The sequence below is a fragment of the Brevundimonas naejangsanensis genome, from assembly GCF_003627995.1.
Classification (GTDB): Bacteria; Pseudomonadota; Alphaproteobacteria; order Caulobacterales; family Caulobacteraceae; genus Brevundimonas; species Brevundimonas naejangsanensis_B.
Genome location: NZ_CP032707.1, coordinates 1915730 through 1937367, shown reverse-complemented (window position 1 = coordinate 1937367; position 21638 = coordinate 1915730). Strand labels below are relative to the sequence as shown.

General features: G+C 68.6%; 20 protein-coding genes. 8 read left to right on the top strand and 12 right to left on the bottom strand.

The features are described from left to right. Positions 1 to 87: 87 nt before the first annotated feature. Entirely contained in the window at positions 88 to 729 is a 642-nt protein-coding gene (locus D8I30_RS09150; RefSeq protein WP_121482473.1) for a beta/gamma crystallin-related protein, read from the bottom strand. Positions 730 to 942: 213 nt separating this feature from the next. On the opposite strand from D8I30_RS09150, the gene D8I30_RS09145 reads away from it, so the two are divergent. Beyond that, positions 943 to 1617, top strand: coding sequence for a DUF1013 domain-containing protein (locus D8I30_RS09145; RefSeq protein ID WP_121482472.1), 675 nt, complete (start codon positions 943 to 945; stop codon positions 1615 to 1617). Between the two features lie 85 nt (positions 1618 to 1702). Here the strand turns inward: D8I30_RS09145 and D8I30_RS09140 are convergent, their stop codons facing one another. After that, complete coding sequence (locus D8I30_RS09140) at positions 1703 to 1876, bottom strand: YdcH family protein (RefSeq protein WP_121482471.1); 174 nt, start codon at positions 1874 to 1876, stop codon at positions 1703 to 1705. Between the two features lie 125 nt (positions 1877 to 2001). Here D8I30_RS09140 and D8I30_RS09135 point away from each other — a divergent pair, with 125 nt between their 5' ends. The 3 genes from D8I30_RS09135 to D8I30_RS09125 are packed head-to-tail and all read left to right on the top strand — an operon-like array spanning position 2002 to position 3339. Next, the gene (locus D8I30_RS09135; RefSeq protein WP_121482470.1) at positions 2002 to 2607 is read left to right on the top strand and encodes a UbiX family flavin prenyltransferase; all 606 of its coding nucleotides are present in this window, start codon (positions 2002 to 2004) and stop codon (positions 2605 to 2607) included. Continuing rightward, positions 2604 to 3074, top strand: coding sequence for a TIGR02444 family protein (locus D8I30_RS09130; RefSeq protein ID WP_121482469.1), 471 nt, complete (start codon positions 2604 to 2606; stop codon positions 3072 to 3074). Before D8I30_RS09135 ends, D8I30_RS09130 begins: the two co-directional genes overlap by 4 nt. A 40-nt stretch (positions 3075 to 3114) precedes the next feature. Beyond that, a complete protein-coding gene (locus tag D8I30_RS09125; RefSeq protein ID WP_121483473.1) occupies positions 3115 to 3339 on the top strand; it encodes a YdcH family protein in 225 nt (74 codons plus the stop codon). 33 nt (positions 3340 to 3372) lie between these two features. On the opposite strand, the gene D8I30_RS09120 is transcribed toward D8I30_RS09125, so the two are convergent. From D8I30_RS09120 to D8I30_RS09105, 4 genes are all read right to left on the bottom strand, one after another. Beyond that, positions 3373 to 3846, bottom strand: a complete 474-nt coding sequence (locus D8I30_RS09120) for an Lrp/AsnC ligand binding domain-containing protein (RefSeq protein ID WP_121482468.1) — start codon at positions 3844 to 3846, stop codon at positions 3373 to 3375. A gap of 97 nt (positions 3847 to 3943) precedes the next feature. Continuing rightward, the gene (locus D8I30_RS09115; protein WP_205570685.1) at positions 3944 to 5734 is read right to left on the bottom strand and encodes a DUF885 domain-containing protein; all 1791 of its coding nucleotides are present in this window, start codon (positions 5732 to 5734) and stop codon (positions 3944 to 3946) included. 88 nt (positions 5735 to 5822) lie between these two features. Beyond that, complete coding sequence (locus tag D8I30_RS09110) at positions 5823 to 8771, bottom strand: TonB-dependent receptor domain-containing protein (RefSeq protein ID WP_121482467.1); 2949 nt, start codon at positions 8769 to 8771, stop codon at positions 5823 to 5825. A 77-nt stretch (positions 8772 to 8848) separates the two neighbouring features. Further along, positions 8849 to 10528: an amidohydrolase family protein gene (locus tag D8I30_RS09105; protein WP_240387199.1), complete on the bottom strand. Its 1680-nt coding sequence runs from the start codon at positions 10526 to 10528 to the stop codon at positions 8849 to 8851. A gap of 385 nt (positions 10529 to 10913) precedes the next feature. On the opposite strand from D8I30_RS09105, the gene D8I30_RS09100 reads away from it, so the two are divergent. Then, positions 10914 to 12317: an amino acid permease gene (locus D8I30_RS09100; RefSeq protein ID WP_121482466.1), complete on the top strand. Its 1404-nt coding sequence runs from the start codon at positions 10914 to 10916 to the stop codon at positions 12315 to 12317. A 173-nt stretch (positions 12318 to 12490) separates the two neighbouring features. Here the strand turns inward: D8I30_RS09100 and D8I30_RS09095 are convergent, their stop codons facing one another. Beyond that, positions 12491 to 13093, bottom strand: coding sequence for a GGDEF domain-containing protein (locus tag D8I30_RS09095; RefSeq protein ID WP_121482465.1), 603 nt, complete (start codon positions 13091 to 13093; stop codon positions 12491 to 12493). Between the two features lie 127 nt (positions 13094 to 13220). Here D8I30_RS09095 and purE point away from each other — a divergent pair, with 127 nt between their 5' ends. Both purE and D8I30_RS09085 read left to right on the top strand, forming a co-directional pair. After that, the gene (purE, locus tag D8I30_RS09090) at positions 13221 to 13712 is read left to right on the top strand and encodes a 5-(carboxyamino)imidazole ribonucleotide mutase (RefSeq protein WP_121482464.1); all 492 of its coding nucleotides are present in this window, start codon (positions 13221 to 13223) and stop codon (positions 13710 to 13712) included. Continuing rightward, entirely contained in the window at positions 13712 to 14785 is a 1074-nt protein-coding gene (locus D8I30_RS09085; RefSeq protein ID WP_121482463.1) for a 5-(carboxyamino)imidazole ribonucleotide synthase, read from the top strand. The genes purE and D8I30_RS09085 overlap by 1 nt, the downstream gene beginning before the upstream one ends. A gap of 23 nt (positions 14786 to 14808) precedes the next feature. Here the strand turns inward: D8I30_RS09085 and D8I30_RS09080 are convergent, their stop codons facing one another. Further along, positions 14809 to 15474 carry a COQ9 family protein gene (locus D8I30_RS09080; RefSeq protein ID WP_121482462.1) on the bottom strand — a complete coding sequence of 222 codons (666 nt, stop codon included), beginning with the start codon at positions 15472 to 15474 and terminating at the stop codon, positions 14809 to 14811. Between the two features lie 190 nt (positions 15475 to 15664). Between D8I30_RS09080 and rpsU the strand changes: the two genes are divergently transcribed. Further along, positions 15665 to 15898 carry a 30S ribosomal protein S21 gene (rpsU, locus tag D8I30_RS09075; protein WP_087139870.1) on the top strand — a complete coding sequence of 78 codons (234 nt, stop codon included), beginning with the start codon at positions 15665 to 15667 and terminating at the stop codon, positions 15896 to 15898. A 286-nt stretch (positions 15899 to 16184) separates the two neighbouring features. Here rpsU and D8I30_RS09070 read toward each other — a convergent pair whose 3' ends face one another. The 4 genes from D8I30_RS09070 to D8I30_RS09055 all read right to left on the bottom strand — a co-directional run bounded on the left by D8I30_RS09070 (position 16185) and on the right by D8I30_RS09055 (position 21588). Beyond that, positions 16185 to 17627 carry an ABC transporter permease gene (locus D8I30_RS09070; protein WP_121482461.1) on the bottom strand — a complete coding sequence of 481 codons (1443 nt, stop codon included), beginning with the start codon at positions 17625 to 17627 and terminating at the stop codon, positions 16185 to 16187. Beyond that, on the bottom strand, positions 17624 to 18592 hold the full coding sequence (locus tag D8I30_RS09065) for an ABC transporter ATP-binding protein (protein ID WP_121482460.1): 969 nt from the start codon (positions 18590 to 18592) through the stop codon (positions 17624 to 17626). The genes D8I30_RS09070 and D8I30_RS09065 overlap by 4 nt, the downstream gene beginning before the upstream one ends. Positions 18593 to 18838: 246 nt before the next feature. Then, complete coding sequence (locus tag D8I30_RS09060) at positions 18839 to 19465, bottom strand: M23 family metallopeptidase (protein ID WP_121482459.1); 627 nt, start codon at positions 19463 to 19465, stop codon at positions 18839 to 18841. 320 nt (positions 19466 to 19785) lie between these two features. Further along, entirely contained in the window at positions 19786 to 21588 is a 1803-nt protein-coding gene (locus D8I30_RS09055; RefSeq protein ID WP_121482458.1) for an autotransporter domain-containing protein, read from the bottom strand. Positions 21589 to 21638: the final 50 nt, after the last annotated feature.

Sequence of the window (21638 nt, the reverse complement as noted above, 5' to 3'; positions counted from 1 at the left end):
CTCGGCGATGTGCGCCCTCATCCCCTCAGCCCAGAAAAAAGGCGGGAGGCCGCAACCTCCCGCCCCGATTCCTGGACGCGCCCGTCCTTAGTAGCGGCCGCCGCCTCGGGCGGGCCGCAAGGACGAGATCCGGTCGTTCATCCCGGTGTTGCGCAGGTCACGCATGTCGCCGCGCACGATCTCGCAACGGCCCCGGAAGTTGGCGTCCTCGCAGACCTCCCAGGAGCCGCGCGACAGACGGATCGAGCTGATCGCGTCGTTCATGCCCATGTGGCGCAGGTTCGGCACCTCGTCGCGGAAGCTCATGGACTGGCCGCGATAGTCGGCGTCCCGATAGACGGTGATCGACGACTGGCCCCAACCGCCGCCCTGACCGGGGCCCCAGCCCCCGCCGGGACGATCGCCGCCCGGGCGGCCAGGCCGGCCGGGACGGTTGTCTTCAAAGGCGCCGCGGTGACCACGGCAGACCAGCAGGCCGTCATCATTGGCGATGTCGCTGCTGGAGCAGCGCGCCAGTTCGATCGACGTCTCGCGCATGTTTCCGCGCATGTCGCGGCAATCGGCATAAAGACGGCCCTGATTGACATAGGCCCCCGTGCAGCTTTGCGCATAGGAGCCGCGCGGGGCGCCGCGCGCCTGGGCCTGTGCCTCGGCCGAGTTGACGCCGACCGCGCCAAGGCCGCCCGCCGCCAGGACCAAACCCGCCGCTGCGATCGCCAGCCTGTTCATGATTGTCTCCTTCGCTGCTTGCTGGCGCACAACGCGCCTTGGCGGCCAATGTTCACCGAGCAGGATGAACCTTTGCTGTATGGCGGCGACAGACGACGTTTTCATTTGCCGCGAAATCCCTTATACGGAGGCTATCGCGCCCGGCCGAAAAGGTCGGGCGCCGTCGATTCAAACGCCCGTTTTCCGGGCCGCAACCGCCGGGACGCACGCCCCATGACCGACATCCTGATGCCCAAGGCCACCGCGGTCTGGCTGGTGGACAACACCTCCCTCTCGTTCGAGCAGATCGCCGACTTCTGCGGCCTGCACCCGCTGGAGGTGCGCGGCATCGCCGACGGCGACGTGGCCCGCGACATCCGCGGCGCCGACCCCATCGTCAACGGCCAGCTGACCCGCGAAGAGCTGGACAAGGCCCAGAACGACGAAAACTACCGCATGAAAGCCGTGGTCAGCCGCCACGCCGAACTGCTGAAGCCGGCCAAGTCGGGTCCAAAATACACCCCGGTCTCGCGCCGTCAGGACCGCCCGGACGCCATCATGTGGTTCGTCCGCAACCACCCCGAGGTGACCGACGCCCAGATCGCCAAGCTGCTGGGCACCACCAAGGCCACCATCGAGAGCGTGCGCAACCGCACCCACTGGAACTCGGCCAACATCAAGCCCGTCGATCCGGTGACCCTGGGCCTGACCGGCCAGCTGCAGCTGGACGAAGTCGTGCGCAAGGCCGCCGACAAGAAGGCCAAGGACGACGCCAAGGCCGGCGGCGGCGCCCTCCAGCCCGTCGAGGCCGAGGTCGAGGCCGAAGCTCCCGCCTATGAGGCCGAGGAGGAAGACTACGGCTCCGGCGCCGAACCGACGGCCGAGTCGGTGTTCGGCTCGCGAGACTAAGACGCTCACGGCCCCCGAAATGCAAAACGGCCCCGCAAGATCGCTCTTGCGGGGCCGTTGTCCTTTTGGCGTTACGCCGTCTGGATCAATGCGTTCGGGCTTCCAGACTGGTGATCTCTTCCTTGAGCCGCAGCTTTCGCTGCTTCAGCTCCCTGAGGCGTGTCGGGTCCGCGGAAGGTCGTCGAATCTCCTGCTGGATGGTCTCGTCCAGCGTGCGATGCCGATTACCCAGTTCGCGAATACGAGCCTCTATGGTCATGGCTTGCGCCTCCATGTCTAAGGGACCACTACACTGAGCGCCCGGTTCGACGGGGTGTGGAATCACATTGCGGTGACCCCGCCGCTCCGAACACGGACAGGTTGCACAGCAAAAGGGCCGATCTTGTGAACACGACCGTTCGGACGCCTGCGCCGCCACGGCTAGTCGTTGGAATCTCTGGCGCTTCCGGCGTCGTCTATGGCGCGCGCGTGCTCGACGCCCTGCGCGAACTGGGCGTGGAGAGCCATCTGGTGGTCACCCGGGCGGCCCTGCTCACTTTGTCGCAGGAGACGGATTTCACCCCGGATCAGCTGACGGCCAAGGCGGATGTGGCCCACCGGTTGAACGACGTTGGGGCGACCATCGCCTCGGGCTCCTTCCGCACCCTGGGCATGATCGTGGCCCCCTGCTCGGTGCGGACCATGAGCGAGATCGCCACGGGCGTGACCTCGACCCTGCTGACCCGCGCCGCCGACGTGACGCTGAAGGAGCGCCGCCCCCTGGTGCTGATGGTGCGCGAAACGCCGCTGCACCTGGGCCATCTGCGCACCATGACGGCCCTGGCCGAGATGGGCGCCGTCATCGCCCCGCCCCTGCCCGCCTTCTACGCCAAGCCCGACAGCCTGGAGCAGATGATCGATCAGTCGGTCGGCCGCGCGCTGGACGTCTTCGGCCTGGACTGGTCGGCCGTGCGTCGCTGGGAGGGCCTGAAGGGCGGAGCCGAGGCATGAGCGACGATCTGTGGACCTGGGCCTGCGCCGCCTACGCCGCGCCCGGCGCGGCCGAGGCCTGCCTGTCGCTGCAGGACTATCACGAGCAGAACGTTCCCCTGCTGCTGTGGGCCGCCTGGACCGCCGTCACGGGCCGGCGCCCGGACGAGGAAACCATCGAGGCCGCCTGCGACACGGCCCGCGCCTGGCAGACCACGACCATCGCCCCCCTGCGCGCCGTGCGCCGCACCCTGAAGGCTCCCGTGCCCGATCTCGAGACCGAGGCCCGCCTGGCCGTGCGCGACCAGGTCAAGGCCGCTGAACTGGCCGCCGAACGCCACCTGCTCGAAGGGCTGCAGGCCCTGGCGCCCGCTCCCGCCGAGGCGCCGCGCCCGCCCCTGGACGCCCTGGTCGAGACGGCCCGCCTGTGGGATCGCGTCGTGCCGCGTCCAGCGCTGCGCGCCCTCGCCGACCTGCTTCCGGCCTGACCTCGGCTCAGCTATAATCCTCCCGGTCCGGGGCCTGATGATGAACGACGACGAACCGATCTTGTCCGACGAGGAAAAGGAGCTGCGCGCGCAGCTCACCCTGCTGCTGCAGGAGCACGCCGACCTGGACGCCTCCATCGAGGCCCTGTCCCTCATGCCGGCGCCCGACCAGCTGATGATCGCCCGCCTCAAGCGCAAGAAGCTGGCCCTGCGCGACGAGATCGTGAAGCTTCAGGACCGCATCCTGCCCGACATAATTGCGTAATGACGCCCTCTCCCTCCGGGAGAGGGAAGCGGCTTAAAGCGGCAGGACCGAAGTGTCCTTGACCTCTTCCATCACCGCATAGGTGCGGGTCTCGCGCACGCCCGGCATGACGATCAGGGTGTCGGCCAGGAAGGCGCGATAGGCGGCCATGTCCTTCATGCGCACCTTGACCAGATAGTCGAAGCCGCCGGCCACCATGTGGCACTCCAGCACCTCGGGCGAGCGGCGGATGCGTTCGGCAAACTGGTCGAAGATGTCCGAGGTGGTGCGGTCTAGCAGCACCTCGATGAAGATCAGCAGTTCGCGCTCGGCGAATTTGGGATCGATCAGCGCCGTATAGCCGGTGATGACGCCGCGCTCGCGCAGCCGTCGCACCCGCTCGAAACAGGACGACGCCGACATGTTGCAGGCGGCGGCCAGATCCTGATTGGTGATCCGTCCGTCCTGCTGCAGCACCCGCAAGATGCGGCGGTCGGCCTCGTCCAGCTTGTAGTCCGCGGCGCTCATGCGCTCTTCCCCTTACGCCTTACAGATTCCCGACACTGACAAACCGCCGGCCGATCCGCAACGGATCAACCGGCGGTTCGGCCCGGTCACTGCCCCGTCACTGCGCCGCGCGCGTTCCCGCGGCGGCCTTGGACTGGGCGATGAAGGCCTCCATCTCGGCGGTCATGGCCGGGATGGTGGCGACGCCCAGGGCCAGCAGGTGGTCGTGGAAGGCCTTGATGTCGAAGTCCGCGCCCAGCTCGGCCTCGGCCTTACGGCGCAGGCGCACGATCTCGATCTCGCCCAGCTTGTAGGCCAGCGCCTGGCCGGGCCAGGTGATGTAGCGGTCGATCTCGGTGCCGACCTCGTGATCCGACAGGGCCGTGTTCTCGCTCAGGAAGGCGATGGCCTGATCGCGCGTCCAGCCCTTGGAGTGCAGGCCGGTGTCGATCACCAGGCGCGCGGCGCGCCACATCTCGTAGTTCAGGCGGCCGAAGTCCTCGTAGGGGTCTTCGTAGATGCCCATCTCGACGGCCAGCTTCTCGGTGTAGAGCGCCCAGCCCTCGCCGAAGGCCGAGATGCCCGCCTGCGAGCGCCACTCGGGCAGCTTGGCGTGCTCGCGGCGCAGGACGCCGTGCCAGGCGTGGCCCGGATTGCACTCGTGCACCGTCAGCGCCGGGATGTTGTAGCGCGGCCGCGAAGGCAGGTCGTAGGTGTTCAGCAGGCAGGTCCCGTTGCCGCCGCGCCCGGCCGTGTAGAAGGGGGCGATGCTGTCCGGCACGGGGATCAGGCTGAAGGTGTCGCGCGGCTTCAGGTTGAAATACTGGCCCATCTTGCCGTCCACCTTCTTGATGACCCAGGCGCCGTGCCACAGCAGGTGCTCGGGCTTCTCGTAGTGGAACTGGGGGTCGGTCTTCAGGAAGGTGATGAACTCGGCGAAGCTGCCGGTGTAGCCGGTGCTGCGCATCACCGCCTCCATCTCGGCGCGGATGCGGGCGACCTCGGCCCGGCCGATCTGGTGAATCTGGTCCGGCGTCAGGTTGACGCTGGTGTATTGGCGAATCTGCGTCTGGTAGAAGTCGTCGCCGTTCGGCAGGCGGTTGGCGCCCAAGGTGTCGCGCGCGCCCGGCACATATTCGGTGCGGATGAAATTCAGCAAGGTGCGGTGCGCGGGCACGACCTGCTGCTGGATCGCCTGGACGGCGGCGGCGCGCAGGCGCTGCTTGTCCGCCTCGGCCATGTTCGCGGGCATGGCCAGGAAAGGCTTGTAGAAGGGGTTCTGCGTCACGTCGGCCGGCTCGGTCACCGCCAGGATCGACACGTCCCGCCCGACCAGGGAGGCCTTGGGCTGGGTGAAGCCGCGCGCCAGGCCGGCCCGCATATTGACGATCTGCTGGTCGAAGTAGCGCGGCGTGTCGCGCAGCTGCGACAGATAGCGCTCATAGTCCTCGACCGTGGCGTAGGTCGCATTGCCCATGCCCGCGATCGACGACCAGAAGGAGCTGTCCGAGTTGAAGGGCATCTCGTACAGCCGGTGACGGCCGTCATCGACGAAGTTGTCGATCTGATGCTTGTAAACGGCGTAGTTGGTCCGCTCCGAGGCCGACAGCTGGTCCGGGGCGATGGCCTCCAGGCGACGCTGGACGCCGGTCCAGTACTCCAGGCGGCGTTGCTGGGTGGCGGCGCTGACGTCCGGCAGGGTCGTCGGCCGGGAGCCACGCGAGGGCATCTCCTTCTGGCGCCAGGCCCATTCCTCGGCGGCGATGGCTTGGAACTGGGCGTCCAGCGCCGACGGCGCGGCGACGGTAGCGGCGGCGGGCGCCGAAGCGGCCGCTGTCGTCAGCGGAGCGGCGAACGCCAGCACGCCGACGGCGGCGGCGATGGCGCTATATGCGGTCAGGGTCTTCAACTGTCTCTCCCCCAAGGTGGATGCGGACGCCCCGGGCGCCCTCAAGGCGAGAGGCCGCCCGCGAACGGGCGGCCTCCCTTTTGCCGGATCAGAACCGGGCGTTCACGCCAACGTAAGCATAACGGCCCAGGTTGTTGTAGATGCTGCCGTTGAACCCGGTGCTCAGCGACGTGCCGGTCCAGGTGAACGGCGTCTGCGGCGGCTCCTCGTTGGTGAAGTTGTTCACCCCGGCGAACACCGAGAACTTGTCGAAGCGGTACTCGGCGCGGAGGTCGTGGGTGACCCACGACGGCGCCTTGTAGGGCTCATAGGCGCCCGCCGGGTCCTGGTTGCTGCGGACCATGCTGCCCAGATACTGGTTGGCGTAGGACAGCGAGACGCGGTCATAGTCCCAGGTGACGCGGAAGTTCATGCGGCGCTTGGGATTGGGCAGTTCACCCGCCTGCTCGTCACGCACGCTGGCGTCGCCGGGCACCGGGTCGTAGGTCAGATCCTCAAGGAAGCCGGCAGCGGCGTTGAACGACAGCGAGCCGTAGTCCGGCAGCCCCAGCTTGGCCAGGTCCGTGCGATAGGACGCGGTCACGTCCCAGCCCGAGTTGGTGTACTCGGCCACGTTCAGCACCTGGTTCAGCACGCGGGTGATGTTGCCGTCGGCCCCGCGCGCCACGCTGGCGCAGAACGGGTTGTTCAGGTCCGGGCTGTCGACGCAGTTGTTGATGATGTTGCGGAAGCCCAGCGAGGCGATCACGTCGCTGATCTTGATGTCGTAGTGGTCGATCGTCAGGGCGAAGCCCGGCAGGATCGACGGCGTCAGCACCACGCCCAGGGTCAGGGTCTCGCCCTCTTCCGGTTTCAGGTCGGGATTGCCCTGGCTGACCACCGGCCGCGTCGCGGTCGACTGCACGAAGTTGGGGCTCAGGCCCAGGGCCGCGCAGTTCGCCTTGCGGTTGGCCGGGGCGCTGCCCAGGTTCAAGCGCGTCGCGTCGCAGGGATCGTCGATCAGGCTGTAGCCTTCGCTGCCGCCGCCGAACAGTTCGTTGATGTTGGGCGAACGCACCGCCTTGGCGTAGTTGCCGCGGAAGCGGATGTCGCGGTTGACCGTCCACTCCAGGCCCAGGCCATAGCTGCTGTCGCCGCCCGTGGTGGTGTAGTCCTGGTAGCGATAGGCCGCCGTCAGATCCAGGTACTGAACGAACGGAACGTCCGCCAGCAGCGGCAGGTTGATCTCGCCGAAGACCTCCTTGGACTCATAGCGCCCCTCGGTGATCTGCTGGGCGTTCTGGAAGATCAGCCCCTTCTGCGAACGCTCGTCCGGCACCGAGCGGGCGTATTCCTTGCGCCACTCCACGCCCGCCGCGAAGGCGACCGGCAGACTCGTCCCGCTGAACAGCGAGGGATAGGAGAACAGCTCGCCGTTGACGCTGGCCACCGCGTTCCACTGGCGCGTCACATCGTTCCGCACCGTGTAGATGTAGGAGTAGTCGATCGCCTCCTGCGAGGCGACGCCGGCGCCGAACAGGTTCAGCGGCTTGCACCCGGCGGCGCGGGCGGCGACGTCACGACAGACGATGGTGTTGGACAGCGGGTCCAGCACCGCGTCGATCGACTGGTAGAACTCCTTCTGCAGCCGGTCGAAGTTGGTGAACTCCGACTCGGTCTGGCCGTAGTTGACGTAGGTTTCGAACCGCCAGCCGTTGCTGAAGGCGCCGTCGAACCCGGCCACGAAGCGAGCGGTGTCGTACACGCTCTCATAGGTGCGGATGCCGAAGTCGCGGTCGTTGCGGGTGATGTCGAAGCGCGCCACTCCGGCGGCGGCCAGCATGGCCTTCAGGTCGGCGGGCAGGAAGGCGTTGTCGGCCTGGATGCGATAGGCGTTGCCCGTCGCCGTGCCCGCCACGTCGCCGGCGAAGGTGCCGTTCTCGCGCTGGCTTGTCGCTTCGGTGTGGAAATACTTGCCCTCGGCGAACAGGTTCAGCTCGGTGATGTAGTCGTTCGACGGCTGGAACTGGTGGCGCATCTGCAGTTCGCCGCCGTAACGCTCGACCGGCGTGCGCAAGGCGTCTTCGCGGAACTTGAAGCCGTCGCCGCCGATCGAGACCTTCTGCGGACGCCCGGCGCCGTCGACCACGATCTGGCCGCGATTGAACGGGACCAGCTTGCCGTCCGGCGTGAAGGTCAGGCTGTAGGCCGCGTTCCCCCCGATCGGCGTGACGATCACCGGGGTGAAGCTGTCGTTGGTGATGTTGGTATAGACGTCCCGCGCCATGATGAAGGACGGCAGGCCGTCGTCCGGGCTCTTCTTGTTCGGGTTCGGGATGTAGGCCAGGCCGCTCATCGCGTAGTCGCGCTCGTGCCGGTACAGACCCTCGGTCTTGTCATAGGTGGCGGCGCCCATGACGTTGGTCCGGCCGTCGTTGAAGTTCCGGCCCACGGCGACCGAGCCGTAATAGGTGTTCGGGCCTTCGGCCGAGCCGTATTGCGCCTGGGCGGCGATGCCGTCGAAGTCCTGCTTGGTGATGAAGTTGACCACCCCGGCCACGGCGTCGGCGCCGTACACCGCCGACGAGCCGCCCGTCACCGTGTCGACGCGGGCGATGGTGGTCTTGGAGATGGTGTTGACGTCGACGGCGCTGGTGCCGCTGGACCCGGCCACATGGCGGCGGCCGTTGACCAGCACCAGGGTGCGGCTGGCGCCCAGGTTGCGCAGGTTCAGCGTCGCCAGGCCCTGGCCCGCCACCGTGTTGGTGGTGCTGGAGGCCGAGCTGCCCAGGCCGACCTGCGGCTGGCGCGCCATGGCGTCGATCAGGTTGGTGACGCCGATGTTCTCGATTTCCTGGGCGTCGACGACGTTGACCGGGGTCGAGGCCTCGACGTTCGGGCGGCGGATGCGCGAACCGGTCACCACGATGTCGGAGACGGCGCTGGCCTCGGGCGACGGGTCCGTCGTTTCGGATTGCGCCCAGGCGGGCTGGGCGGCGGCCACGACGGCCAGGCCGGCGATCATGGTGCCGGTCTTCAGGTAGGCGGACAGTCTCATTGGATCACCCCTCGTTTTTTGATTTGCAGACAGAGGCGCGCCGTCCCCATGCGGCGCGCGCCCGTCGGTAGTCAGGATCAGCGCCCGGCGGGCGCAGCCTCTCGTTCGGCCTTTTGCCGATCGACCATGGCCCGCACGTCGGCCAGCAAGGCCGGCGCGTCGTAGGCGACGCCCCGCGCCACCGTCCAACGCACCCCGCCGACCGTCTCGATGCGGTTCTCGGGGCTCAGGCGTTCATGGCCGGTGCCGTACAGAGTCTTGAAGTTGGCCAGCGGATTCTCGGTCGTGATGACCAGATCCGCGCTCATGCCGGGCCGCACGATGCCGAAGGTCGGCGCCTTGCCGGTCGGCTCGGCCAGGGTCGCGGCGCCGTCCATGGTCGCGGCGCGCACGATCTCCAGCGGGTGGAAGCCCGCCTCCTGCAGCAGCTCAAGCTCCTCGATGTAGCCAAAGCCGTACAGCTTCCAGATGAAGCCCGAGTCCGAGCCCACCGTCACCCGGCCGCCGACCTTCTTGTAGTCGTTCACCAGGCGCATGAAGCGCTCGTAGAAGCGGCGCCACGCCACTTCGTTCGAGGTCGTCCAGTCGAAGAAGTAGCTGCCGTGGTTGTCGCGCGTGGACTGGAAATAGTCCGCCAGCGTCGGCAGGGTGTAGGTCTGGTGCCAGGGGGCGTTGCGGGCCCGCATCAGGTCGCGCGACGCCGCATAGATGGTCATCGTCGGATCGAAGACGACGCCCGTCTCCTTCTGGGCCTCCAGATAAGCGTACCACTGCGGCGAGCCGGGCTCGACCTCGTCCCAGATCTCGGCCGCCTCGCCGAAGCGCTTCTGCTCGTCGTAGAAGTTGTAGTCGGTCGGATAGTTCTGGATCGTCCGCCCGCCCAGCAGCGACTCGAAGTGGCCGTAGAAGTGGGTGATGGTCCCCAGGCCCGCCGCCGCCAGTTGCTCGGCGTTCAGCTGGGCCACGCCCGGCTGGGCGATGTGGGCCACCGTGCCCATGCCGTTCTTCTTGGCCTCGTCGATGGCGGCCAGGACCACCTCGGGCGTCTCGTCGCCGCGCAGGAAGAACTTGATCCCGTCCACGCCGTTGGCCGCGCCCCAGCGCACCCACTCGCGCGCCATCTGGGGGTTGCGGATGCGGCCGCGCGACCAGCCCGAGCCCAGGGTCTGATAGTTGTAGATGCGCGGAGCGACGATCTCGCCCCGGGCCGAGCGGGCCTTCTCCGACACGGCGATGTCATGCGGCGCCAGGCTGACGCCGCGCACCGTCGTCACGCCGTGGGCCAGCCACAGCTTGTAGACATACTCCAGGTCCGGCGCCTTCTGCGGGCTGCCGCCGTGGGCGTGGGCGTCGACGAAGCCCGGCATGACATACATGCCGCGCGCGTCGATCTCGTGCGCGGCGTTCAGCGGCGGACGCCCCTCGCGCTCCGGCAGGCCCGGCCAGCCAGCCTGGATGATGTCGGTGATCTTGTCGTTCTCGATGACGATGTCGACCGGCCCCATGGGGGGGGCGCCCGTGCCGTCGATCAGCATGGCGCCGCGCACCACCATCAGCGGATAGGGGCCGAAGCCTTCGTCGGCGCGCCGCGCCGGCGCCGGATTCAGCGAAGCGCGCGCCGGGGCCGCCTGAGCCTCGGCCTGAGCCTGTGTTTGCGCCGAAACCACGCTCGGCGTCCCCGCCGCCAGCAGCAGCGCCGCCGCGCAGGCCGCGCCCGCGCCCTTGAAGATGGCCTTCATCCCAACCGTCGTCCGCAAGCCGCAATCCCTCCCAAGATCGGGGGCCCTCGGCCCCTGGCAGCGCATGGCCGGCCCCTCAGCCGGTCTTTAATTCGCTAGCACCCCATCGCAGGCAGGAGTTTCGGATATTAGCGGCACGACGGAATAAAATTCACAGCAGCCCCAAAAACCGAACGCCATCTTCGAAATATGTAAATTCGGGCCGTACGCGCGACAGAAGCGTTGTTTCTACGGCAAATCTGAATTTATGATCCATGGATCGGGTAGGGAAACGGCCTCTTTGGGTCGTTTTTTCTGTCGCAGCAAAGCTTGTGCGTTCAGACGCACGCCAAAAATGCTGCGAAAAATCGACGTTATACCGAATATTCTTATTCCATAGTCGAAGACTCTCTGGGGGAGACGCATGAGTTTCGTGACACGCCGCAAGGCCCTGCCCGCGCTTGGGGGCGGGGCGCCGAAGAGCCATGGGTTGAAGCCGACCCTGTCCTGGCCGCACCTGGTGGCCCTGGGGGTGGGCGCCATCGTGGGGACCGGCATCTACACCCTGATCGGCGTCGGGGCCGAGCGCGCCGGACCGGCGGTCATGCTGGCCTTCGTCATCGCCGGCATCGTCTGCGTCTGCGCCGCCCTGGCCTACGCCGAACTGGCGACCATGATCCCGGAATCCGGCTCGGCCTACACCTATTCCTACACGACCCTGGGCGAGGGCGCGGCCTGGATGGTCGGGTGGAGCCTGATCCTGGAATACACCGTGGTCTGTTCGGCGGTGGCCGTCGGCTGGGCGGGCTATTTTTCGGGGATGATGGAGGGCATCGGCATGGGCCTGCCCGCCGTGCTGACCTCGGCCCCGTCCCAGGGCGGCATCGTCAACCTGCCCGCCGTGGTCATCGTCGCCGCCGTGGCGGGCCTGCTGGTCGCCGGCACGCGTGAGAGCGCCTCGATCAACGCCGCCCTGGTGGTGGTCAAGATCGCCGCCCTGATCGCCTTCGTGGCGATCGCCCTGCCCCACTTCAATCCGGCCAACCTCAAGCCCTTCATGCCCTATGGCTTCTCGCACGGGATCGGGGCCGAGATGGGGGTCATGGCGGCGGCGGCCATCATCTTCTTCGCCTTCTACGGCTTCGACGCCGTGGCGACGGCGGCGGAAGAGACCCGCAACCCCGGCCGCGACCTGACCATCGGCATCATCGGCTCCATGGTGGCCTGCGTCGCCATCTACATAGCCGTGGCCGTCGCCGCCCTGGGCGCCATGCCCTTCACCGACTTCATGAAGTCGCCCGAGCCCCTGTCGCACATCGCCCGCACCGTCGGTTCGGACCTGTGGGCCACCCTGATCGCGGGCGCCGCCGTCGTCGCCCTGCCGACCGTCATCCTGGCCTTCATGTTCGGCCAGAGCCGCATCTTCTTCGTCATGGCGCGCGACGGCCTGCTGCCACGCGGCCTGGCCCATGTGTCCGAGCGCTCGGGCGGACCGGTGCGCGTGACGGCGGGCACGGCCGTGCTGATGGCGATCATCGCCGGCTTCATCCCCCTGGGCGACCTGGCCGCCCTGGCCAATGCGGGGACGCTGGTGGCCTTCGCCTCGGTCGGCCTGTGCCTGATGGTGCTGCGCCGCCGCGAGCCGGGCCGCCCGCGCGTCTTCCGCGCCCCGGTCTGGTGGCTGGTCGGGCCGGTGGCCATCCTGGGCTGCGTCTATCTGTTCTTCAGCCTGCCGGCCTCGACCCAGATCAATTTCGTCATCTGGAACGTCATCGGGGTGGCGGTCTATCTACTCTACAGCCGCCGCTCGAGCCTGCTGAACGGGTGAACCCGCTGAAGCCCTCCCCCTCGATGGGGAGGGTTGGGTGGGGGTGTTGGCGAGCGGAAGCCGATGTGACTGCGGAGACGCCGACGCGCCACCCGCGCCTTGTCCTTCAGCGTCCCGTGTACACCCCCATCCCCTGCCCTTCCCCCATCGAGGGGGAAGGGAGATCAGGCATGTCAACGCGTCGCCTCAGGCCGCGCCCTCTTCCTCAGCCACATGGCCGCGTCGGCCTCGGCCAGCCAGACCTCGGCGTCGGCCTGATCGGCATAGGCGCGCACGCCGAACGAGCCGCCCAGGGGCAGGCGCTCCCCGTCCCAGACGAAGCCCTCCTCGGCCAGGGCCGCGTTCAGCCGCCGCGCCTTCTCGCGCCCTTCCTCGGCGCCCGCGTTCATCAGCACGACCGTGAACTCGTCCCCGCCCATGCGGCCGACGGCGTCCGATTCCCGCACGTTCGCCCGCAGCAGTTCGGCCACGGCGATCAGGGCCGCGTCGCCCGCCGCATGGCCCCGGCTGTCGTTGATCCCCTTGAACCCGTCCAGGTCGAGATAGAGCAGCGCCGCCTCGACCCCGTGGCGGCGGCAATAGGCCAGGTTACGCGCCAGCACCGTCATGAAGCCGCGCCGGTTCAGCGCGGGCGTCAGCACATCATGGTCGGCCAGGGCCTCGGCCCGCTCGGCCCGCTCGGTCAGGGCCGCCGCCTCGGCGCGCAGGCGCGCGATCTCGGCGTGCAGTTCGGCTTCGGAAACCGGAGCGGTCGTCTGTTCGGCCAGGTCGTTCAAGTCAGGCTCCGGCGTCGCATTTCCGGCCGACTCAAGGCCCCGCGACGAGGCGGACTCTACCGCTCTCGGTTGCGGGCGCAACGCGGGTGCTGTAACGGGCCGCTTTCCGCATGGGGAGCCTTTGCGCATGACCGCCTCCACGCCACCTGTCGCCATCATCATGGGCAGCCGGTCCGACTGGCCCACGATGAAGCTGGCCGCCGAACGCCTGGACCAGTTGGGCGTCGCCTGGGAGGCCAAGGTCGTCAGCGCCCACCGCACCCCCCAGCGCCTCTACGATTTCGCGACCACGGCCAAGGCCAAGGGCTTCAAGGTCGTCATCGCCGGCGCCGGCGGCGCGGCCCACCTGCCGGGCATGGCCGCCTCGATGACCGACCTGCCGGTGCTGGGCGTGCCGGTCCAGTCCAAGGCGCTGAAGGGCCTCGATTCGCTACTGTCGATCGTCCAGATGCCCGGCGGCGTGCCCGTCGCCACCCTGGCCATCGGCGAGGCGGGCGCCGCCAACGCCGGCATCCTGGCGGCGCAGATCCTGGCCCTCTCCGATCCCGCCCTGGCCGAGCGCCTCTCGGCCTTCCGCGCCGCCCAGACCGATTCCGTCGCCGAAACCGTCGAGGACTGATGCCCGACCTGCCCCTGCCCCCCGGATCCACCCTCGGCGTCCTCGGCGGGGGCCAGCTGGGCCGGATGCTGGCCCAGGCCGCCGAGCGCCTGGGCTTCGACGTCGTGATCCTGGACCCGGAGCCCGACTGCCCGGCCGCGCGCGTGGCCCGCGCCCAGATCACCGCCCCCTATGACGATCCCGACGCGCTGCAGGCGCTGGGCCGCCTGTGCGACGTCGTCACCTTCGAGTTCGAGAACGTCCCCGCCGCCTCGGTCGAGACCCTGGCCGAAGCGGGCGCCCTGGTCGCACCGGGACCGACGGCGCTGGCCGTGGCTCAGGACCGGGTGGACGAGAAGACCTATCTGAACGCCGTCGGCGCCCCGACCGTCGATTTCGCCGCCGTGACGACGCTGGACGACCTGACCGCCGCCATCGACCGCCTGGGCCTGCCCGCCCTGCTGAAGACCCGTCGTGAGGGCTATGACGGCAAGGGTCAGGCCTGGATTCGCCACGCCGCTGACGCCGAGGCCGCCTTCGACGCCATCGGCCGCCGCCCCGCCGTGCTGGAGGCCGCCGCCGTCTTCCGGCGCGAGCTGTCGGTCATCGCCGCGCGCGGCCGCGACGGCGCGGTCGCCGTCTATCCCCTGGGCGAGAACGTCCACCAGAACGGGGTGCTGAAGACCACCACCGCCCCCGCGGCCGTCGATCCCGCCACCCAGACGCGCGCCGAACAGATCGCCGCCGCAGTCCTGGACGGCCTCGACTACATCGGCGTCATGGGCATCGAACTGTTCGACATGGGGAACGGAGAGCTGCTGGTGAACGAGGTCGCCCCGCGCGTCCACAACACCGGCCACTGGACCCAGGACGGCTGCGTCTGCGACCAGTTCGAGCAGCACGTCCGCGCCGTCGTCGGCTGGCCCCTCGGCCCGACCGCCGCCCACGCCCGCGTCGAGATGACCAATCTGCTGGGCGACGAGGTCGAGCAATGGCGCACCCTCGCCGCCGAGCCGAACGCCCGCCTGCACCTCTACGGCAAGCGCGAGGCCCGCGCCGGGCGCAAGATGGCGCACGTGAATCGCATCCTCTGACCCTCTCCCGATGGGAGAGGGTGTCAGGCCTTCGCCCCGTATCTCAGCCGCCCCAGCGCCTCGGTGATCGTCCGCACCGGCGCATCGAAGTCCTTGCCCGCCTTCCACTTCTCGAAGGCCATGACGTTATCGATCCTCCGGGCGACGAAGGCTTCGGCCGCCTCGCGCCCGTCGAACCAGCGCATGGTCAGGGCGGGAATCAGGATGCCGCCCAGAATCGCCCGCTTGGAGTAGTGATTCTGGTCCGTCGCCGTGTCGCCCGCCCAGCGCCACAGATGATCCGCCGTCTCCCACGCCAGCTTGAAGCCCAGGTCGACGTTGGTCGGCAGGCTGAGGAAGCCCGCGCAGCGCTTGGCGGCTTCAATGTCCTCGGCCCCCGCCTCCATCCGCGCCGAGACGGCGGCGGCGATTCGCTCGCGAATCTTCATCGTTGAGGCGGGCGTGGCCTCCAGCGCCTTCAGGGCGCGGGCATCGTGGCGGCGCGACAGCAGGACCGCCAGGTCGCGCGCACCATTGGGCAGCAGCAGCTCCTGGTCGCCCAGCGACAGCCCCTGCGCCTCGCACGCGGCGCGCGTCAGGCGCGCGTTCCACCCCAGCGCGGGCGCGCGCGCGATGGCCGCGTCCAGAACGGCCTGTTCGGCGCGGTCGGCCCAATCGCCTTTCGGAGCGGTCTCGGCTGTCTCGGTCATGGGCGGCACGATACGCCCATCCGGCGGGCGTTTCGAGCCATCACGATTGGGCGCGACGATCTGGACATGCCCCCCCCGATCATGTATCAGCGCGCCTTCACTTGAGAGGGCTTCCTCTCGAGCGTGGTTTTGTTTTGTCTGCCCGTCTCCCTTGGAAAGGACGCGGCGGGCGGCCAAAGGAGAGAGACCCCTGGTTCAGATTTTTGTCCGCGACAACAATGTCGATCAGGCGCTGAAAGCCCTGAAGAAGAAGATGCAGCGCGAAGGCAGCTTCCGCGAAATGAAGCGTCACGTGCACTTCGAAAAGCCGTCGGAAAAGCGCGCCCGCCAAAAGGCCGAGGCCGTCCGTCGCGCCCGCAAGCTGGCCCGCAAGCGCGCCCAGCGGGAAGGCCTGCTGCCGGCTCCGAAGGGTCGCGGTCGCTAAGACCGGCTGACGCCTGAAAGATCAAAGGCCGCCCCGGATCGCCGGGGCGGCCTTTTCTTTGTCTGAGATACAAGATCTCTGCATTTCCGCGCACCTCTCGCCGTCATCCTCGGACTTGATCCGAGGATCGAGTGGTCCGCTGCCTCGCCTTCCATCCAGCGTCGCATTCGGAACCGCGCCCGATCCTCGGATCAAGTCCGAGGATGACGAAGAGAAGAAACAGGCAAAGAAGAAGCGGGAAGACGCCCGCCTTCCCGCTTCCAATCGAGCCCCCTTGGGGGAAGCCTCATCGCCCCGTCACGGCGCCCACGAAGCTCTTCCAGCTCAGCTTCACATCCGACAGGGCGCCGGCGCGGAAGGCGCGGCCCGCCGCCCAGACCATCAGGGCCGCGAACAGGAACATCCCGACCAGGCCGCCGATGATCTCGATCAGGGGCGGCCCGCTGGGCGCGCGCGCGGCCATGACGAAGGGGGTGAAGGGCGGGATCAGGCTGATGACCTTCACCAGCAGGGCGTCCGGGGTGCGGATGGCCATCTGCATGACCAGGATCGGCACGATCAGCACCATCATGATCGGCCCCATCAGGGTCTGGGCGTCACGCGGCGTGTCACAGAAGGCGCCGATGGCCGCGAACAGCACCGCGTACATCAGATAGCCCCCGACCAGGAACAACAGGAAATAGACGAACAGGCCGTTGGTCAGCAGCACCGATCCGACCTCCCGCGCCACATCCGGCGCCGCCGCGATCACGCCGACGGCGCCGATGCCGCCCCAGGCGCCGAGCACGGTCAGGGTCAGCAGGGCCACGCCCAGCACCTTGCCCGTCAGAATCTCTGTCGCCGAGGCCGAGGACAGCAGCACCTCCAGGATCTTGTTCGATTTCTCCTCCATCACGCTGTTCAGCAGGATGGAGGCCCCGGTCATGATCAGCGACCACAGGATGAAGCCGACCGCCAGGCCGACGGCCACCGGCAGCTTATCGCGGAACGACACTTCGCCCCCCGAGGCCGCGCGCGGCGAGAAGACCGAGACATCGGGTCGGAACTTCTCGGTTTCGGTCACTACCGCCGGGTCGATGCCCCTGGCGACGAAGACGCGACTGCGGTTGGCGGACTTCAACGCATCGCGGACGGCGTCCTCGACCACGTCGTCGGTGGCGCGGCCGGTCCAGACGCGGGCGCCGGGCTTGCCGTCCGCCTCGGTCAGGAAGACCACGGCGTTCAACTTCTTGCCTTCGGGGGCGTCCTCGCTGACGTAGCGGCGCGCCAGGGCGTCGCGGGCTTCGCCCGGCGCGGCGGCGGCCAGATCGGCGGGCGCGTCGACGAGTTCGAAGTCGGGCTTGGGCGTCTTGAAGCTGGCCGCCGCGCGCGGCGCCTCCTTCTGCAAGGCTTCCAGCCCGGCGTCGAAACCGCCCTGCTCGGCCGCCGCGCGCACGCGGTCGCCGCCGGCCATCCCGGCTTCGGGGACGGCGGCCAGGCGCAAGGCGGCGATGTCGGCGCGCCCGCGCTCCGTCTCCAGCGCCTGACGCACGGCGGCCGCCAAGCCGGACCCTGCCGGGGTTTCGTCGATGATGACGGCCTCGCGCACCGGCTCGGCGTGCTTCATCAGCATGGGAATGGCGCCGCCCAGCACGCCGAACAGTGGAAGGGCCAGAAGCGACAGCCAGAAGCCGACCGTCTTGGCGTAGGCCAGGAACTCGCGGCGCGCGATCAGGAGAATGCGGCTCATCGGGCGGCCCCCGCCTGGGTGTTGGTCTTGGCCACGGACTGGTCCTCGTCCGGGTGGTCGCCGGTCAGGGCGATGAAGGCGTCGTGCAGGGTCGGCTCCTTCATCTGGAAGCGCCGCACGTCCAGCCCGCCCAGGAAGGCGGCGCGCAGGGCGCCTTGCGCCTCGGCCCCCGGCGTCAGGGCGACGCGCAGGGTGCTGACGGCGCCGTCTTCGGCCAGCGTCTCGATGCCGCCGACGCCCGGCAGGGCCGCGACCGCGTTCCGGTCCAGCGCCCCTTCCAGCTCCAGGAAGCGCGGCGAGGTCGCCCGCGCCTCGTCCACCGTGCCCTCGAACGCCTTACGCCCGCGGGCCAGCAGCACCACCTTGTCGCACAGACGCTCGGCGTGCTGCATGACGTGGGTCGAGAACAGCACTGTCGCCCCGTTGTCGGCCAGGGCGCGGATCATGGCCTCCAGCCCCTGCTGGTTCATGGGGTCCAGGCCCGAGAACGGCTCGTCCAGGATCACGAACTCCGGCTGATGCACCACCGAGGCGATCAACTGGACCTTCTGGGCCATCCCCTTGGACAGCTCCTTCATCTTCTTCTTGCTGGCCTCGCCCAGACCCATCTGCTCCAGCATCTCGCGGCCGCGACGGCGCCCCTCGGGCAGTGGCAGGCCCTTCAGGGCGCCGAAGAAGGCGATGGCGTCCACCGGCGTCATCTTCTTGTAGAGGCCCCGCTCCTCGGGCAGGAAGCCGATCCGGTCGCGCACCTTGCGCCCGTCGTCCTCGCCCAGGATGTCGATGCGGCCGCTGGTCGCCGGCTGCAGGCCCAGGATCATCCGCAGGGTCGAGGTCTTGCCCGCCCCGTTCGGCCCCAGAAAGCCGCAGATCGATCCCTTCTCGACCTGGAAGCTCAGGTCGGAGACCGCCTGGAAGCCTCCGTATCTCTTGCTGATTTCGTCCAGCGTCAGCGCCGCGACCATCCGGTCCCCCTGCTTAAGTCAGGGATTGAGGGTAAGGGCGCGAACCGCTTCGCGTAAAGCAACTTTTACATTACCGATTGGTCATGCGAGGCAGCCCCCCATCGTCATCCTCGGGCTTGTCCCGAGGATCCATAGACTCGACGATAGAAATCGAAGGCCGACGCCTACCGACAACCGCCTGGGTTTCTGGATCCTCGGGACAAGCCCGAGGATGACGAAGCATAGAGAAGGCGCCGCCTGATGCGGTCAGAGCGGCGCCTTCACCGGGACATCGAAGCTCTGGCCGACGACCTTGGTCGGGTTGACCTGGCCGCCGTTGCGGCGCACCTCGAAATGCAGGTGCGGGCCGGTCGAATAGCCGGTCGAGCCGACCAGGCCGATGCGCTCGCCCGCCGCCACCTTCTGGCCCGTGTGCACGTCGATGCGGCTGAGGTGGCCATAGACGCTGGACAGGCCGTTGGGGTGCTTCACCTCGATGAAGTTGCCATAGCCGCCCGCCTGATAGCCCGCGCGCAACACCTGGCCCTCGGCCGTGGTGAAGACGCCCGTGCCGGTGGGGGCGGCGATATCCACGCCCTTGTGCGCCCGCGCCTTGGCCTCGATGGCCAGCTTGCGCAACCCGAAGCCGGAATTGATGGGGCGGCCCTTCACCGGGGCCTCGAAGAGGATCTTGCGCATCAGGGGACCGGCCGGTTCGGCCACCGCCTTCACCGGCGGGGCGGCCGGGGCGGAAATGTCCACCACCGTCTCGGGCGCGGCGGCGATCATCCCGACGGGAGCGGCGGCCATGGCCAGGACGGCGACGCCGGCCAGGACACCCATCTGGCCAAAGCGGATCACATGCGGCCTTACGGCCGGGGGCAGTAAACGCATACTCGACGACTCGTTTTTCTGGGCGCTTCGAAAGCGCGGGAGCCGTCACGGATACGCTGGACGCGCGGTGGCGAAATCGGTCGCCGACGGCCGGATTTGGCCGCTTTACAATTTCACCGGGACATGAATAGGGCGCCCGGAGGGCGACAAGGAGGACTCAAAGCCCTCCCCCTCGATGGGGAGGGTTGGGTGGGGATGAAGGCAGGCGGTTTCCCGAAGAGCTCGGGAGACATCGCGCCACCTAGGCCTGCGCTTCCGTTGCGCGCCCACCCCATCCCCCACCCTTCCCCCATCGAGGGGAAGGGGGAGCCACGCTTAACCTACAGCGGCAGGGTCAACCGCACCGCCGCCATATGGCTGTCGGCATGGTCGCCGAAGCGGCCCTTGTAGCCGACCGACACCTTGAACCGGTCCATGATCACGCCTTCCAGACCGGCGGCGGCAAGCACCTGGCCGCCGAACGGCAGGTCGACCTCGCGCGCCAGGACCTGGGCCGGGTTGCCGACGATGCCGGTGCGCACGGCGTCGCTGTCGTCGCTCAGACTGTCGCGATAGCCGCCCTCGACGAAGAAGCGGACGCGGTCGCTCCCGCCCTCGGCGCGCAGGGCGATCTCGGCCGTCGTCGCCTGCACCGAGCGGTCGCGATAGGCGTATTGCGCCGCCGGCCCCTGCTCGTCGAAGGCGTCCACGTCGCTGTTGATCCAGGCCACGGCGGCGCGCGGCGACACGGCGAAGCCGCCCATGTCGAACCACATCCCGCCCTGCAGCCGCGCCCCGGTGGAGACTCCGCGCGTCGAGCCCGTATGGACGATGGGCGCCAGGGCGGTCAGGCGGTTGATGTCGTTGAAGTCGTCCTGGGCCACGCCCGCCGCCGCATTGACGAACAGGCCGTCCGAGCGCCAGCCGCCGTAGATGTCCAGGCCGAAGCTGTCGATGTCGGCGCGCAGGGCGCCCGCGTCCACGTCGGCGTTGCGATAGGAGCCCGCCATGCCGAAGCGCAGGGTTTCGGTCCCCGACTCCAGGGCGATGCGCACGCCATAGCCGTCGGACGTCGCCTCGCCGACCGCGCCGCGCGCATCGGTCTCGGTCTTGTCCGCCAGGGCGTCGACCGAGATGGAGGTCCCCGCCGTCCACGCCTCACGCCCCGACAGGGCCGCGGTCGAGCCGTCCAGGGCGTCCTCGCGGTGACGCCAGGCCGTCTCGCCCAGCACGGCCGTCTGGCTGCCCATGTCGCCGTAGTAGAGGTAGTCGTTGGCCAGTTGCGCGATCACCGCATGACCCTTGGCCGTCGGGTGCACCCCGTCGAAATAGAAGTAGCTGTCCGGGTTCGAGCACACGGTCACGCCGTTGAAACAGGGCTGGGTGATGTTCGTCACGCCGAAGGCGCTGGGATTGTTGGCGATCACATCCCCGACCTTGAACAGGTCCATCACGATGATGTTGGTCCCCGGCCGCGCCGCCGCCGTCGCGTTCAGCCCGGTCAGCAAGGCGCCGTTGAAGGTGGTCACCGCATAGTCGGCCAGGGGCGCGGCGGGCGTGGCCCGGAATTGCGGCGTCAGGCTCAGCTTGGGCAGGTTGGTGACCAGGATGGTCCCCGCCCCGGCCTGGGCGATGGAACCGACGATGAAATTCATGTCGGCCGCCGCCGCCAGGGCCACGGGGGCGATGGCGCCCTGCGGATTGGGAGAGGCCCCGGCCGCCGGCAGGCCCTGGAAGATGTTGTTCGCCCCGCCCAGGACGCTGACCAGATCGTTCGGCCCGAACTTGCCGCCGCGCGCCTGATAATCCGCCATCTGCAGCCGCATCCCCAGGGGCATGGCCTGACTGTCGGTGCGCGCCCCGCCGAAGGCGTAGTTGATGCTGCCCGTCACCGGCCCCGTGAAGTGGGCGGCGCTGAAGCCCAGCCGCTCCGTGAAGACCGGCCCATTGGAGAATCGCCCCGCGCCATAGGGCGGCGAGGCGGGGGTCGCCCCGCCCGTCGCCAGATACAGGTTGCCGTTGTCCGACAGGCTGTCGCCGAACACCACCAGACGGCCGTAGCTCTGGGCCGAGGCGGCGCCCGCCGCCGACACGACGGCGCACGTCAGGGCGGCCAGGGCCGCTCCGCAAAGAAGACGAGACATCGATTTCCCTCCCACCGACCGTCAGTATGCGGCCGTTAAGCGTCACTCTG

Bases quoted from the DNA above. Each gene is read 5' to 3' on its own strand.
- D8I30_RS09150 (WP_121482473.1), bottom strand. From the start codon at position 729: ATGAACAGGCTGGCGATCGCAGCGGCGGGTTTGGTCCTGGCGGCGGGC.
- D8I30_RS09145 (WP_121482472.1), top strand. From the start codon at position 943: ATGACCGACATCCTGATGCCCAAGGCCACCGCGGTCTGGCTGGTGGAC.
- D8I30_RS09140 (WP_121482471.1), bottom strand. From the start codon at position 1,876: ATGACCATAGAGGCTCGTATTCGCGAACTGGGTAATCGGCATCGCACG.
- D8I30_RS09130 (WP_121482469.1), top strand. From the start codon at position 2,604: ATGAGCGACGATCTGTGGACCTGGGCCTGCGCCGCCTACGCCGCGCCC.
- D8I30_RS09125 (WP_121483473.1), top strand. From the start codon at position 3,115: ATGAACGACGACGAACCGATCTTGTCCGACGAGGAAAAGGAGCTGCGC.
- D8I30_RS09120 (WP_121482468.1), bottom strand. From the start codon at position 3,846: ATGAGCGCCGCGGACTACAAGCTGGACGAGGCCGACCGCCGCATCTTG.
- D8I30_RS09110 (WP_121482467.1), bottom strand. From the start codon at position 8,771: ATGAGACTGTCCGCCTACCTGAAGACCGGCACCATGATCGCCGGCCTG.
- D8I30_RS09100 (WP_121482466.1), top strand. From the start codon at position 10,914: ATGAGTTTCGTGACACGCCGCAAGGCCCTGCCCGCGCTTGGGGGCGGG.
- purE (WP_121482464.1), top strand. From the start codon at position 13,221: ATGACCGCCTCCACGCCACCTGTCGCCATCATCATGGGCAGCCGGTCC.
- D8I30_RS09085 (WP_121482463.1), top strand. From the start codon at position 13,712: ATGCCCGACCTGCCCCTGCCCCCCGGATCCACCCTCGGCGTCCTCGGC.
- D8I30_RS09080 (WP_121482462.1), bottom strand. From the start codon at position 15,474: ATGACCGAGACAGCCGAGACCGCTCCGAAAGGCGATTGGGCCGACCGC.
- D8I30_RS09070 (WP_121482461.1), bottom strand. From the start codon at position 17,627: ATGAGCCGCATTCTCCTGATCGCGCGCCGCGAGTTCCTGGCCTACGCC.
- D8I30_RS09065 (WP_121482460.1), bottom strand. From the start codon at position 18,592: ATGGTCGCGGCGCTGACGCTGGACGAAATCAGCAAGAGATACGGAGGC.
- D8I30_RS09060 (WP_121482459.1), bottom strand. From the start codon at position 19,465: ATGCGTTTACTGCCCCCGGCCGTAAGGCCGCATGTGATCCGCTTTGGC.
- D8I30_RS09055 (WP_121482458.1), bottom strand. From the start codon at position 21,588: ATGTCTCGTCTTCTTTGCGGAGCGGCCCTGGCCGCCCTGACGTGCGCC.